Source organism: Fusibacter sp. 3D3, from assembly GCF_001748365.1.
Taxonomy (GTDB): Bacteria; Bacillota; Clostridia; order Peptostreptococcales; family Acidaminobacteraceae; genus Fusibacter_A.
In genome coordinates this window covers 196674-211468 of record NZ_BDHH01000009.1, presented here as the reverse complement: position 1 = coordinate 211468, position 14795 = coordinate 196674, and the positions used below count along the sequence as shown (strand labels likewise).

Sequence of the window (14795 nt, the reverse complement as noted above, 5' to 3'; positions counted from 1 at the left end):
CATTAGAGTAGTAAACACTGTAGAAAGATTTTGGAATAACATCATCTGTGTCAATAAACTGGTTAAAAAGAGAAAAAAGTTGATCTGATTTGTATGAAGTGAGTTCATCAAACTCAGCATCAAGATCAAACAGGGAAACCTGATTAGAAGCAGAAATTAGCATTATTACCTTCCTTTCTTTTGAGTATGAGTTATCAACAGGAACACACCTTATTTATACCCAAAATGGAGGGTAATATGCTATTTCTATAAATAAAAGCAAGTATTTTCAATGCTTACAGAGTTTCGCAAGAAACTATAAAAACTAAAAACAAAAGGAGAATATTATGAGTCTAGAATTGGATGCAGGAAGAAGAACGCCAGATGAATACAGAAGTTGGGGATATGATGTTTATGAAGGTGCAGACTTCAGCACTTTAAAAAATGTAACATTTGCTTTCAAAAAAGGTAAAGCTATCGCATTAGATTTTTCAAAAGGAAATGCAAGATCTACATGTTCTTCTTTAACGAATGCGAGAATTGCTGCAGCTGAGCTTAAAAATTTCTACTCTATGTTGTATAGAGAAAGTTTTCCGGTATCAGTTAAAGGTTTAGCTTTTGAACTTTTATACCATGCAATTCCAGATACCATATATGACATATTTAAATCACTCAGACAAGTACCAGGTCAGATTGGTTTGGTATCAGGAAATATTTATGATGTTTTAAATGCCGTTGTTAAACAGGATCATTTCTATTGGGCAGACTCAGGAGTTAATGATCGTCTTAGACGCTTAGATGGACCAGCTGGAATCCTTTATGTGTTATGTGATACGGTTCCAGCAACACTTCAATTTGTATATGCAATATTTTAATTAATACAAAAATCACTCAGTTTACTGAGTGATTTTTGTGCAGTGATAGAAAAAAATGTGAAACATGGAGTATATTAAGATGTGAAAAAGAACTATAATAAACATTGTTACAGCTTCTTCATCTATTTGAATGATTGCATCGGGTGCTATTATAAAGTTAATCATGATTAAATTAGCTATACGTGCACCTATAATCAACGCAAAAATTGTTCCTATGTAGCTTTGAGTTTTAAAAATCATTAGTTTATTGATAAATATAATTATAGGCACTCCTAAAAAAAGAATCCAAAAAATAGAATCTGGGAGGAGCCATTTGTAAAAAGAATAATTAATAATTAAATGTGCTAAAAAAGCAATACTAAAAGTTATAAAAACGTTTAAAAATTGTTTTCTCATTTATATGATCCTTCCTAATGTTTGGTGTTCTTCTAAAAAACTTTCCATTTTCATCACAGCAACCAAAGTGAAGGATACTTTCTTTAGTAAGTTATACCACAGATTCAATAAGGTGTGCTACGTTGCCTAGGGGTATCTCATCATCATATACACGCTCTCTTGATCAAGCGTTATGACAATCCAGTTTGAAATCTTTAAAAATATCTTTCTTGCATAATCGGTAATCTTTAGAAAATATTTTCCCTTTTTATATAAAGAAACTATCTACATAATACCATATTATATATAAAATATCCATATTTCGAATTTGCGATCGCAATATCCTAATAAACCTTTTTAATTTGATGATCGCAAACGAAAACGCCAACTAGATTGACCTCCATAAAGTTTTTATATCCGTTACATTCTCGCCTTGCTTAAAAATGAGATTGCATTATTACTAATTTTAAGCGATTTCAATTTTAAAAAATCAACATTACTTATTATCTAAACCGAGTATAACCCCGTGTACTCTTTTTTCTCTTTATCGTTATTAATTAGAGAATTAGCTAATTTATTTAAATCATTATAGAAGGATGTTTATTATACCCGCTGTTAGAGATAAGCGGTATATCCATGGCCAACTTTTACATCGCTATAGTGAATAAAACAACTAAATATAAAAAGGAGTGTCAATCATGTCTAATTACTATTCAAATCATTTTGTGAAATTTTCTTATCAAAAAATTAATATGGGGTATGCTAACTATAGAATTGTTATTTCTGATGGAGTTAAAACAATTACAGCGCCAACTTTAAACGCATCCGGTCCAGTAACTAATCTCGAGAGAACATGGTATGACAATTTGAAAAATTTCATGTACTATGTTGATAACGGTGCTGTTGCTTATGACCGAATGGTTCAAAGTAATATTATCGAACAATTGGCAAAAGTTAACGGTTTGAGCAAGTCTTCTCTTGGTCTACAAATTTTTAATACTTTATCCTCTTCAGATAATACTCCAGATAAAGTTATCAGTATCTTAAAATCGATCGCCTCAACTCCACTAATAATCGATCCATTTCTAATCGGCGATTTTGTCATTGTAGCCGTTAATAAAGATAACTGTCAATATACTATCGATAAGATAGCTCAACTCCCTGTTTTTCATGGCGATCCAAACTTTCCAGCATAAAAAAAGGCTTAAAGCCTTTTTTTTATGCTGGAAATGTTATATAATGTACATTATAATTCATTTGGAGGTAATTATATGAAAAAAAGATATATATTTGCATTGATTATATTCTTTATATCTATATGTTATATTATAATTTCTTTAAACTCACAAACTGAACTAAACTATTACAAAGAAAGCGCACCTTATATAAGCGATATGTTTATGAAGACTACTCTTTTAACGGATAATGAAAACGAGCTCCTTAATAATAGATCTGAAATTGATAAGCTCGTTGAAAAATTGAAAAGAGTCAAAAAAGGTTTTAAAACCACCGCAGCTCAAAATTTTACAAATGAATTTATAGATCTTTCTTATAATGTTAATTCATTAAATCTTGAGAGAGTTCAAAATAATAATTTTAACAAGCAAGATGAACTATTTGAAAGAACAAAAGAACTATTTGAAAAATATGAAGAATTTAATAATATTTTTAATCAATAAATAATAAGTTCTAATTTATTGCACTAAGTATAGAAAGTAACATTTTTATTTTTAACCAACTATTTACAAAAAAGGAAATGATGTTTATACAGTCATTTCCTTTTTTAATTAGATTGACCTGATAAACTCGGTTTTAGGAATAAATCACCTACATTCCGCTGAACTAAAATGAAAGTAAATGATTAAAAAATCCATAAAATTCCAAAAAGGATTTTATGAATTTATAGCGAATACTAACATAAGAAGACTTTAAAATGGAGGTTATCGTATGTTAGTAGATCCAAATATAGTTGAAACATATAGTTGCGGAAAAGAAGGTTTTATTGTAGCACTCTGTGAAGCTATTGGTATTCCTAGACTTATCGACAGTGCTCTTGAAAGTCCTGCTGGTCGTCCGCCCGAAATATCGTATGGGGTGCTGGCAATGATGATGATGGTAAATATGTGTGACGATCATCATCCACTATATCGTCTTAATGAATACTACAAATATAAAGATCTTGAAGGCATATTTCATCAGTCGGTCGCCCTTGATCAAATAAATGATGATAGATTTGGTGGATTTTTAGATCTATTCTACAAAGCAGGATGTCAAAAAATATTTGCTAAAGCATCGGCAAATGCACTGATAACCTATGGTGTACAGATCAAAAACATTAACTTTGATACAACTTCGAAAGTCATGTGGGGTTCATATGAAACAGCCGAAGGTATCTTGGGCAGTATTCAAATTGATTTTGGTCATAGTAAAGACAAACGCCAGGATAAAAAACAAATCAAATACGGTATAGGCTGTGCCAATGGAATTGTCGTTGATGCAATTGTTCTTTCAGGTAACAAAGACGACAAAACATACAACACAGATACACTTGAACGTTTGAATGATGTTCTTGAAAATCTTCAAGTTGAAAAGTCTGATTTTTACTATATAGCTGATAGTGCCCTGTTTTCTGAAAAAAATTTAGATATGGCAGCTGACCGTTCAATTAAGTTAATTACACGCATGCCAGATAACGTGCTCCTTGCCAAAGATGCAATTGATGAGGTTGTAACACATCTTGATGGCCTTGATACGATTACAATTAAAGATTACAAGGGTCAATCCTATGATTATAAAGTCCTTGAAAAAACCTGTGATTATAAAGGACACGCATTAAAAATTGCAACCTATTACAGCACAAAATATAAAACACAAAAAGAAAAAACCATTCGGAAAAAAGTAAGTAAAGAATTAGATGCCTTAGATAAACTATCAAAAGTGCTTTCAAAACGAGCATTCGCCTGTGAAGAAGATTCAAATTTGGAGATTGAAAAACTCAAATTGAAAGATCTCAAAAATTTCAAATACCATAAGATAGATTTTACAATAGAATCCAAACTCAAACGTAGACGTGGTCGACCTTCATTGGATCCAAAAGCTGACCTTGTTGGCTATGAGTACTTTTTAAAACTAAATAGCTCTCAAGATGAAGCATTCATTCATTATGAAATACAGAGAGAATGTTGTTTTGTACTCTGTTCAAATGATCTTGTAATCAATGGTGAAGAAATTCTAAAAGAATACAAAACTCAAGACAGTGTTGAAAAGAAGTTCAAACAGTTGAAATCACCACAGTTTGTAAATTCAATCTATTTGGAATCACCAGAACGCATTGAAGCATTTTCATATTTGATGCTCATTTGCATGTTGTTGCTATCCACAGCTGAGTATGTTGTCCGCAGAGGCTTGTGTGCAGATCAAGATCAAGTTGTTGGACCAGGTCAGGTAAAAATGAAAAAACCTACTCAAAGAGCAATATACGACATGTTCTATTCCGTTCGTGTGCGTGTTATAAAACACCCAAACAAACCGTGGGAGCGTAGTTATGCCAATAATTTAGACGAATCTCTTATAAAAATATTAAACTATTTAGATATACCACTTGAGACCTTTATCAAAGGTTCTAGTTGAGGTTAAAAATAGTTGGATTTAAATGTTGGATTTTTGTAACCTATTCAGCGGAATGTAGGTAGTTACATTTAGTTACTAAGTAAATGATAGGAGGTTTTATGAAACTTGTTTTAGAGCCGATACCTGTAACAGAAGAAATCCTGTTAAATCTTGAGAACAGAGGCATCATCAATCGAATATGCCCGGGGCATGATCCACTGTCTGTGCAGTTAGGTGAATCCAAATTTGATACCGTATACCAAACGGATGCAAAATGGGGACCGCATAAACTCATCTGTGTTACGATTAATAAAGCTGAGCCTGTCAACTTTTTGTTTCACAGCGATCGTGAAGATTTTATGCTTATTGATTTTGAAGATACAGCACCCTTAGTATTGACCATGTGTTTGCATTCCAAAGATATTTTAAACGATAAAATTCAATCTGGAACATTATCTGAACAGGATTTTATATCAATCATTTGTGCCAAGAATCACCTGTTCTTCAGTTTTTTCACAATGAATCCCTATTTTGCACACGTTGAAACGTGCTTAAGTGAGAGTGATAAACCGCCAAGTTTTTACGTATCTGAACCGAGGGATTTAGATGAAAATTTAATAGATCTGGGCAAATATACATTAGAAATTAATAGGCATTAAAGTGTGAAAAAAATGATAATATGAGGAGATTACTATGAAAAGATCAGAAGTCAATCAAGCACTTACATGGGCCAAAGCGTTACTAGAAATACATCAAATTAAATTGCCACCTTTTGGCTATTGGACGTTGGAAGAGTGGCTTTCAGGAAAATACGATATTGCTACGATCAAAAAAGTGATGCTCGGATGGGATATCACGGATTATGGAAAAGATAAATTTGATGAATTGGGAGCGGTTTTATTTACACTTAGAAATGGGTCATTAACGGACGCAAGTGTAGGTACGCCGTACGCTGAAAAATTGATCCTCTTGAAGGATGGACAGAGATTGCCCATTCATTATCATGCCAGCAAGACAGAGGATATCATTAATAGAGCTGGGGGAATTTTAGCAATTAGACTCTATTCATCCAAAGAAGATGGCTCAGTGGACAAAGTTTCTGATGTAAATGTAGATATGGATGGTATAAATTATACTGTAGCAGCGGGTGAGGAACTACACCTATTGCCAGGCCATAGTATTACTTTAAGGCCGTTTGTGTATCATCTATTTTGGGCAAAACAAGGTGCAGGAGATTTGGTTTGCGGAGAGGTTTCCTCAATTAATGATGATATGACAGATAATTATAATGCTGAAGATGTAAGTCGTTTCTCAACAGTGGTGGAAGATGAAGCGATTTTACATCCTTTATGCAATGAATACAAAAATGTTTTGGGGAGGTAGAGATGTACGATATTATAGCGGTAGGAGAGTTGCTCATTGATTTTACACCGGCACCTGATCAACATTTTAAAGCAAATCCAGGAGGCGCACCTTGTAATTTTTTGACCATGGCTCAAAATTTGGGCTCTAAAACGGCTTTTATTGGGAAAGTGGGTACAGATGCTTTTGGAAACACATTAAAAGATGTTTTAGTGAATCAAGGGATCGATGTAGAGGGCTTAATTCAAGATAGTCGATTTGGGACAACACTTGCATTTGTACATTTAACAACAGAGGGAGACAGAAGTTTTAGTTTTTACAGAAAAGGGTGTGCAGATGTAATGCTCTACAGAGCAGATGTCGACTTTGCAAAAATTGATCTAACAAAGGCATTTCATTTTGGTTCGCTCTCGTTTACCGATGAACCCAGCCGGTCTACGGTTTTGGAAATGCTTGATTATGCTAAGCAAAAAAACAAGATCATTACTTATGACCCCAATTATAGACCCGCACTGTGGGATGACAATGCATCTGCAATTGAGTATATGAAAAAAGGCATGACCTATGCAGACATCGTCAAAGTTTCTGATGAAGAACTTGAGCTCATTTCTGGAATCCGAGATATTACATTAGGCTGTAAAAAACTACATGACATGGGTGTAAAAATGATTTTTGTTACGCTAGGAGCAAAAGGTTCATTTTATTCATATGAAAAGGGTTCTGGTTATGTAGAGGGGATAAAAGTTAATGTTGTGGACACAACAGGTGCTGGGGATACTTTTTTTGGTGCAACTGTTCATCAAATTTTAGAACTGGGTTGTGCGATTGAAGAAATAGATTCTGAGAAACTAAAAGCTATTTTGAAAGTTTCTAATACAGCGGCGGCAATTTGCATAGAAGGGTTTGGGGGGATTCCATCCATTCCTACAAAAGAAATGTTAATGGAAAAACTCGAGTAAAACGAAGCGGTGAAATATACCGAACAATCATTAAAAATGAAAAAAGGCACTTCCAATTCAAAAAAAACGTTTCATTTAGAGAGACTCCCAAGTAGATTTTAAAAAAACTTGGGAGTTTTTTACATTATTATGTTTACAAATAATGTAAGAGGATGTATAATAATACCACAATGTAGGAGGCCATATATGACAGAACCTTTATGGATTTATACCACATCATCCAAACTCAAGATAAGCCAAGAAATTATTCAGATGTATCCTCAAGCCAGTGTCACAGAACATGAATCACAGATCGTGGTTCAATCTATGGCAAATATAGTGATTATTATTTCTCAACTGAGTCGTGATGCACAACTTAAGTTAAATATAGACAATTGCTATTTTTATGTGGGCGTCAGAGTTCATCTTGAATCGTATAAGGTTTTTGAAAATATTTATGAGATCAGCCAACTCTTAAAGGAAAGACAAGGGCTATTTTTACATAGTATTCAGCAAAAGTATTTACAACAGCTGAAACTTGAATCTTTAAAAGATAGGGCATATCTTCAAAAGCTGATAGAGCATTTTGATGCATTATATGAGGACAATGAAACGATAAAGCAGGGTGTATCCCCTAGCAAATTTAAATCTGTTTTTAAATTCAAGTCCAAGCCCTACAAAAATTATAAAGGCATCATTGCAGTTTACAACTGTCCTCAGTTTGCTATAGCGCTTGCGGAATCATTTAAAGTAAAGTCTTTACTATTAATGGATGGGAATCTTTTAAGACCCACACTGGATGACTATTTAAAAATAAATAAAATTGAGACAAATGTGGAGAGTCATCTTACGGGTGTTGACAATACAGGCGTTAATATTGTTTTAGACTCTCTAAGAAAGCATACAAGAATTAAGCATGATCTCAAGCATATTGTCAAAAGGCATCATCATTATGATGTTTTACTGGGAAATTACAATATATTAAATTATGAACATTATGATACGAGTGCCCTCAATACACTTGTGGATACTCTGGCAAATTTGTATGGGTGTCTCATCATAAGTTTAGGTGATAATCTTTATGATTATATGACGCTGATGTGTCTCAATAAAAGTGACATCAACATCATCTGTCTTGAAGATACTAAGAATTCTGTCCTTTGGACAAAGCAAATGCTTGAGATCCTCAAGACAAAGCAATTTATTGAACCCAGTAAACATTGCATATACAAGCTTAAAACATCGTTAAAACCACGGACTTATTCAGAGTCTGTAATGAAGACGATCTTCAAAGAACAATACAAAGGCACCGTAAATCTTAAGCAAAAAAACACTATTAAGAAAGTGATTAAGGAGCTAATCAAATGAGTGTGATTACCAGTTTAAATTGTAAAACACATGAAAAATTAGACGAACAGAACATCGTACAATCTGACCTTTTAGTCAATAAACTCTTGGATGAAATCGTTATTCGATTTTCCAGTTTGATCGCGGATGTTGAAGACCATAAAGTGGATGACAACATCTTAAAGAAAGAAATTGGAAAGCTCGTAGATGAACAAAAAGGCCATTTTAATTTAGAAGCCATTAAAAAAACGATATTCAATACCATATATGGTTATGGTGATCTTCAACAATATATAGACAATCCAGAAATTTCGGATATAGATGCTTCAACTTATGACTATTTTACAATCAAACGGAAGGGCACTATAGAGGAGATTGGGTTCAAATTTGAAACCGATCGCGCTTTTGAAAGGTATTGTAAGTTGCTCATCATTAGAAATGGAGGTGTTATTAATGAAATAGACAATCACTGTAGGGTGAGTGATGTTAAAAATCACTTGAGGATCAATGTTTGCATTAGTCCTAGGAATACTTCTGGAACCTCACTTACCATAAGGAAACATTCAAAGGAAAGCCTTACGCTGGAAGAACTTCAGACTTTAAATATGTTAAATCATGAATCGAGAGCACTTATTGATAAATTGATTTACTCTAAAGCGAGTATTTTGATATCTGGAAAGGGAGGTGCAGGTAAAACAACACTTCTTAGAGGCATTATTGAAGCCTCGCATCCACATGAACGCATTTTAATTTGTGAATCTGATGTGGAGTTGATGCCTAAACGCAAAAATTGTATCTCACAGAGTATAAAAAAAATGCATCTCGGTGGAAAAAAGATCACACTCAACGATCTCATAAGGGATGGCTTGACGATGAGTCTCGACAGTTATTGCATCGGTGAATTAACGGGTATTGAAGCATGGGAATTTATAAAGGCGGGTAATACAGATCACAGAATTCTGGGAACAATACATGCAAATAATTCAAAAGATACGATTCTTAGAATGCTCACTTTAATCGAAAGTGAAACGCGGCTTAGTGAAGATACGCTTAGGTTGTTGATTCACGAGAGTGTTCAATATATCATCTATGTGGCCGATTTTAAAGTGGTGGAAATTGCAGAATTATCTGTAACGGGTAATGTGCCTATTCTTAAAATAGTTTATCAGTTTAAACGCCTCAAAGAGATTGCATTATGATGATCCGTGTGATTGTGAGTTTTCTCACACTAAACTTCATCTGGATTGGTATTTTAATCTTTGGAATTTATAGGCATCAAAAATGGCGCGTTGAACTTTTACAGGGAGATACTTTCCATTCCTATAAAATGAAGACCTCAGAGTTCAAATTGCATCTAAACATGTGTGTAAATAGCTTACCGAAAAGATTTCAATCCTTTTATTTTGAAGGGTCTTTGCTATATGTCATAGTGAGCACGTTTATTTTATATTGGATACGATGCCCCATTTTGTTTAAAGGCATTTTAATGGCGCTCAACATGGCGGCACCCTATTTTATTTTGGAGTTTTCACTCAGTAAGGTGGAACATGAAATAGATGGCGATATTTTAGGGTTTTTACAGAGCATAAACGCTGCGCTCTATCAGACAGAAGACCTCATTAAGGCGCTCAAATATGCAGAAAAAATGACTCAGAACCGTTATCTAAAAAATTTGCTAATCACTTTTAACGGATCAATTCAATCGGGATTAGACGAGAGACTTGCCTTCCAGTACTTCTATAGATTTTCGGGACATGATTACTTAAAATATATTGTTTTGAATCTTGAACAAGTTTATTTTAGACGTGGCAATTTGATCAAACTCATCTCAGGTCTTGAACAGGAATATACAGCCATACAAGTGGAGATAAACAAACGTAAGATTGAACTTAAACAGGATCGAATGCTGACGCTTATAAGTATGCTCATCGTTTTATTGACGGCATATAAGATCGTTAACAGCAATGATTATATTATGGCATATTACTTAACGACTGCCATGGGAAGAACCTTACTTGGGCTTATGAGTATTGCGTATGTTCTTGGCATATTGATCGTGATTAAAGCAACACAGGTGAAGTATTAACAAGGAGGTTTGAATGGTCTTAATTATTGGCACTATAAACATATTGGCGGCAATACTCTTTTCTAATTTTCTATATGAAAACAGACAAGTTGCGGCAATCCATCATTCCAAATCTTTAAATAAAGTGCATATGAAAATGCTTCTGGTGGTGCTTGTTTTTGTAAGTCTTTTATTAATACCCAAAATGTTTTATATCTTATTATGTACCACGGTGACCACCTTGGTTTTTAAATCGACACAAAAGCAAAGAGATCAGTATATGACGACTCAAAGTTTCTATAAGATTTATAAATATCTTCAAATTCAACTTGAAACAGGCGCGCGATCAGAAGAAATCTTCAAATCGCTCTATAGGATTGTAGATTATCCTAAATTCAAGGCGAAATTACTTCAATTTTCAGTGATTATTTCTCAGAGTCATGATATCCAAATGGGCCTTTCTTACTTGAAATCAGAACTTAAAGATCAAGAAGGGAAGCTTTTTATCAATATTACAGAAAATTTGGCAGCAGCAGGGGGTGAGCAGGAAACCTTTTCGAGACTAAATCATCTGCTTTTTCAAAAGTATCTGTCAAACATCAGAGAAAATACAAAAAAGATCAAGCGGATGTATCTCTATTCTGTGATCGTATTTACTGTTTTGGTATCTGTCATGTTGATGATGCCCATAATGGATCAAATGCTAAAATCAACTCAAATGATTTTTAATTAGAATTAGAATTAGAATTACAGTTACAGTGTCAACTTAAATACTAAAAATTTGAATTTGAAAAAGAAGGGGATAGACAAGATGAAAATAACTTATAACATCGTTAGAGCACAAGTTTTTATTAACCAAAAAATCTGGAGACAAAAAGAAGCACAAAAAGAACGCTGGGTCAAAGATATAAGAGGTGAATTCGGCATGAATTCAATTATTGGGGTTGCCATTGGCCTCATTATTGCTGCTTTTGTATTAATCCCGAGCTTGAAGACCTTTGCCACAACAGTGATGACTTCTATGACAACTTGGTGGACCGGAACGATAAACGGCACACTTTTCCCAACGAAGTAACATGGGAATTGAGCAGGTAATCGTATTTTCGCTCTTATTGATTTTGACCTTATTTTTCTTCGTGGTGATTATGGATTATATGGTGCCACTTTACTTGGATTTTGAATTTAATGGGATTTGTAGAAGTTATGCACTCCTAATAGAAGCTCAAAATGGGTTAGATGAGGATCAAAAAAATTCTTTCATTGAAGCACTAAAGAAGAGGCATGTGACTGTAACGCAGATAGAGTGTTCAGTGCCGAGTCACATTAAGAAAGGCGATTGGATTCATTTTAGTGTTGTGGCTGAAAATAGTCGATCCGTTTTTAAAGCTTTATTTGAAAGAGAGACGAAAACCTATGTCTATAAATTTACACAAGAGATTGTATCCAATAAAGCATCAAACTGAAGGACTTGCAGGAATTGGTTTATTGCTTTTCATGATTTCCGTATTGGTCTTGCTCATTTTACCGATTTCCATTGGTCTTTTAGAGTTTCAATTTCTGAATATAGAAAAAGAGCAAGTCAAAACCGCTACAGAGAATACCGTGAACTTACTATATGAATCCGTCGCCTCTCAACCTCTGAGCAAAGTGGTTGCAGTTCCAGATCTAAGTGAATTTAAAACCGTGCTTTCAAAAAATCTTTCTGCACTTAAGTGTAATGCGCAACCAGAGGAAGTTGCGGTTGAATTTGTTGAAGAACAGTGGTTGGTGATCACCTTTACCTATAAACATGAGTTTAAAAGTTTAGATCTTCAAAAAAATATGTCCGTTTTTTTAAAATATTGGATGCCAAGTGATCAATAGAGAGAACAGAGCATTTTACTTGAGGAAATGAGTAAGATATAACCCTGAATACAGCATTATTAATTCAAAAATAAAGAAGGCCTTTCATGAAAAAAATAATCATAATGGTATGTGTAGTGGCGTTGAGTATTATAATGACGTTTTATCAAATACACATCATAAAAAATCAAACCCTTCAGTCATTCAATGATGTGGTCATATTGAGCAAATCAGTGGCAGCGGGCACTATTATAAAATCATCTGATCTTGAGATGGGGAAGATCAATAGACTTTGGTATTCCACAGATTACTATACTAAGATAGAAGATGTGGTGGGGATGTATATTACCACGGATTTCAGTAAATACAGTATTTTGTCAAAACAGATTTTAACAGATCGTGTAGACGATCAAACGGTTTCAGAAGCAAATCACGCCATGACGACATTAAAGATTTTACCAGAGGAAGCGCTTTGTTTTAGACTCAAAAAAGGCGATCAGGTTTCTCTTTATCAAGTCAGTGAAGCGGATGAAGTAACTGATATGGGAAATATTGTAATCAAAGCGGTTTATGATGATAATTTAGAGGACACAGGTCTCCCTGTATATCTGTTGATAGAGGCGGATCAAAAGATTATTAAAGAGGTTATTCGCTTTAGAAGATCCGGTCATTTCGAAGTGGTTAGAAAAGAAACACAATAGGCATTATATTCATCAAAAAGAAAATTTGATATAATGAATCAAAGTAGGTGATGAATATGGATTACAGCAGACTTTCAAGAGAGACCCTGATTCATGAAATTAAGCAGTTGAACCATCAAATTGAAAAACTAAATATTGAAAAGGTTGGTCAGGAAATCAATATTGGCGGTAAGCTTGATACGATTCAATCCCCAGTGTTCCTGATTAACCTAGATTACAATGTCACTTGGGCGAATACTTATAGTATTCAGCATTATAAAGATATACTTGGAAGAAAATGCTATCAAGTGTTTTATAATTTTAATGACATCTGTCCTGGCTGTCCCATGCAGGAAGTGCTGGATTATAAAGCAAGATTTGACACGGTTGTATCTCCACATATTGAGGGCGAGCGTGTAGACAAACAGGTTTGGAAAAATCAATTGATTCCTCTGATAACACAGGGCAAGGTGACTGGCATCTTAGAGTTTCAAGATAATATTAAATCGCGGGAACAGTATGATGAGAGCTATAAAGAAATCATCCAAAACCTTAAACACGAAAACAACGAACTCAAACGGAAGGTGAAAAAAACAAATGAGTTTATTGATCATTTCACACGAGAAATGAGAACGCCATTGAGATCTTTACGGGGTTTTTTCAATTTGTTTGATCAGACTTTTTTATCAGAGCTTCAAAAGGAATATTTAAAGGTTATTAAGTCTAATTCAGATTTGTTGTTTGAGATTTTGAGCCGAATGCTGCTCTATACCAAATATGATGAAGGTAATATTAAAACCGTTAAAACGGAATTTAATTTTAGACATACGATAGAAGAAGTGATACAAACTTTTAGCATTCTATATAAAAACGAAAAAAACAATCATATAAAACTGGAATATTCTCCTTTGATTCCGGATATTCTAATTGGAGATCAAGTTAAATTAAAATTGGTAATTTCGTATTTATTGGAGACTTCGAATTATTTATGTCAAAATGATGAGATCATTGTGAGTGTGTCCGAAGTAACGGAAAACAGAGAGAAGATACATTTAAAAATTAGCATTACAGATACCAGTGAAGGCATTCCAAATCGGATGATTGATCTAAACGATTACGATATCAGTACGCGCTCACGGTTTAATACGATAGAAGAATACGCCATTGCTCTAGGCTTGCATCTTTCAAAAGAGCTGATTCAAGCGACTGGCGGGATGATTGAAATTTCAAGTATAAAAGATAAAGGCATCCATTCAACGCTTTTCTTAACTTTTGATAAAATTGTGGTGAAATCACAAATTCCGAAAGTCGTTCAAGTGTCGGCGAGAAAGAGAATATTGATTGCAGACCATGAAAAGCCTCAGATTCCAATGGACTACTTTGAAAAGTATGATATTTATTTTGCGAAAACAGGCGCGCAAGCTATTGAACTCTTTTTTTCAATAATTCCAGATTTGACTATAATAGATGTTATGATTGAAGACTGTGATGGCTTTAACGTCCTAGATGAGATTGAGAGGAGAAAAAGTGGTAATTCACCCGTTATTGCAATCTCCAATAAGCTCATCGATAATGAAGCAGAATTTATGAAGGATTACGGCTTTGATGACTATTATACGAAGCCTTTTACAGAAGCAATTCTTAAAAATATGATCGAAAATTATTTAAAAGAGACATCACTATAAAATGTCTCTTTTTCTGTGTTATAATTTAAGTATTAAAA

Annotated in this window: 17 protein-coding genes; 16 read left to right on the top strand and 1 reads right to left on the bottom strand. The window is 33.9% G+C overall.

Annotation, left to right across the window (positions count from 1 at the left end; genetic code table 11):
- The first annotated feature begins 326 nt into the window (after positions 1-326).
- Positions 327-854, top strand: a complete 528-nt coding sequence (locus F3D3_RS12175; protein ID WP_069874282.1) for a hypothetical protein — start codon at positions 327-329, stop codon at positions 852-854.
- 21 nt (positions 855-875) lie between these two features.
- Here the strand turns inward: F3D3_RS12175 and F3D3_RS12170 are convergent, their stop codons facing one another.
- Positions 876-1250, bottom strand: a complete 375-nt coding sequence (locus F3D3_RS12170) for a hypothetical protein (protein WP_069874280.1) — start codon at positions 1248-1250, stop codon at positions 876-878.
- 677 nt (positions 1251-1927) lie between these two features.
- On the opposite strand from F3D3_RS12170, the gene F3D3_RS12165 reads away from it, so the two are divergent.
- The 15 genes from F3D3_RS12165 (at position 1928) to F3D3_RS12095 (ending at position 14757) form a co-directional block, all read left to right on the top strand.
- Positions 1928-2425, top strand: a complete 498-nt coding sequence (locus F3D3_RS12165; protein ID WP_069874279.1) for a hypothetical protein — start codon at positions 1928-1930, stop codon at positions 2423-2425.
- Between the two features lie 75 nt (positions 2426-2500).
- Positions 2501-2908: a hypothetical protein gene (locus tag F3D3_RS12160; RefSeq protein ID WP_069874277.1), complete on the top strand. Its 408-nt coding sequence runs from the start codon at positions 2501-2503 to the stop codon at positions 2906-2908.
- A 268-nt stretch (positions 2909-3176) separates the two neighbouring features.
- Entirely contained in the window at positions 3177-4859 is a 1683-nt protein-coding gene (locus tag F3D3_RS12155; protein ID WP_069870609.1) for an IS1634 family transposase, read from the top strand.
- A 98-nt stretch (positions 4860-4957) separates the two neighbouring features.
- Positions 4958-5497 (top strand): hypothetical protein, encoded by a 540-nt coding sequence (locus F3D3_RS12150; protein WP_069874275.1) that lies wholly within the window; start codon positions 4958-4960, stop codon positions 5495-5497.
- A 34-nt stretch (positions 5498-5531) separates the two neighbouring features.
- Complete coding sequence (locus F3D3_RS12145; RefSeq protein ID WP_069874274.1) at positions 5532-6221, top strand: D-lyxose/D-mannose family sugar isomerase; 690 nt, start codon at positions 5532-5534, stop codon at positions 6219-6221.
- Between the two features lie 2 nt (positions 6222-6223).
- Positions 6224-7159 carry a carbohydrate kinase gene (locus tag F3D3_RS12140; RefSeq protein WP_069874273.1) on the top strand — a complete coding sequence of 312 codons (936 nt, stop codon included), beginning with the start codon at positions 6224-6226 and terminating at the stop codon, positions 7157-7159.
- A gap of 186 nt (positions 7160-7345) precedes the next feature.
- Positions 7346-8506, top strand: coding sequence for a hypothetical protein (locus F3D3_RS12135; protein ID WP_069874272.1), 1161 nt, complete (start codon positions 7346-7348; stop codon positions 8504-8506).
- Complete coding sequence (locus F3D3_RS12130; RefSeq protein ID WP_069874271.1) at positions 8503-9684, top strand: ATPase, T2SS/T4P/T4SS family; 1182 nt, start codon at positions 8503-8505, stop codon at positions 9682-9684. Before F3D3_RS12135 ends, F3D3_RS12130 begins: the two co-directional genes overlap by 4 nt.
- 269 nt (positions 9685-9953) lie before the next feature.
- Entirely contained in the window at positions 9954-10571 is a 618-nt protein-coding gene (locus F3D3_RS12125; RefSeq protein WP_175438364.1) for a hypothetical protein, read from the top strand.
- 13 nt (positions 10572-10584) lie between these two features.
- Positions 10585-11283 carry a hypothetical protein gene (locus F3D3_RS12120; protein ID WP_069874268.1) on the top strand — a complete coding sequence of 233 codons (699 nt, stop codon included), beginning with the start codon at positions 10585-10587 and terminating at the stop codon, positions 11281-11283.
- A 78-nt stretch (positions 11284-11361) separates the two neighbouring features.
- Positions 11362-11625 carry a hypothetical protein gene (locus F3D3_RS12115; protein ID WP_069874266.1) on the top strand — a complete coding sequence of 88 codons (264 nt, stop codon included), beginning with the start codon at positions 11362-11364 and terminating at the stop codon, positions 11623-11625.
- A 1-nt stretch (position 11626) separates the two neighbouring features.
- Positions 11627-12013: a hypothetical protein gene (locus F3D3_RS12110; protein WP_069874264.1), complete on the top strand. Its 387-nt coding sequence runs from the start codon at positions 11627-11629 to the stop codon at positions 12011-12013.
- Positions 11964-12413 carry a hypothetical protein gene (locus F3D3_RS12105; protein ID WP_069874262.1) on the top strand — a complete coding sequence of 150 codons (450 nt, stop codon included), beginning with the start codon at positions 11964-11966 and terminating at the stop codon, positions 12411-12413. Before F3D3_RS12110 ends, F3D3_RS12105 begins: the two co-directional genes overlap by 50 nt.
- Positions 12414-12499: 86 nt before the next feature.
- On the top strand, positions 12500-13093 hold the full coding sequence (locus tag F3D3_RS12100; RefSeq protein ID WP_069874255.1) for an SAF domain-containing protein: 594 nt from the start codon (positions 12500-12502) through the stop codon (positions 13091-13093).
- Positions 13094-13149: 56 nt separating this feature from the next.
- The gene (locus F3D3_RS12095; protein ID WP_069874253.1) at positions 13150-14757 is read left to right on the top strand and encodes a hybrid sensor histidine kinase/response regulator; all 1608 of its coding nucleotides are present in this window, start codon (positions 13150-13152) and stop codon (positions 14755-14757) included.
- The last annotated feature ends 38 nt before the right edge of the window (positions 14758-14795 follow it).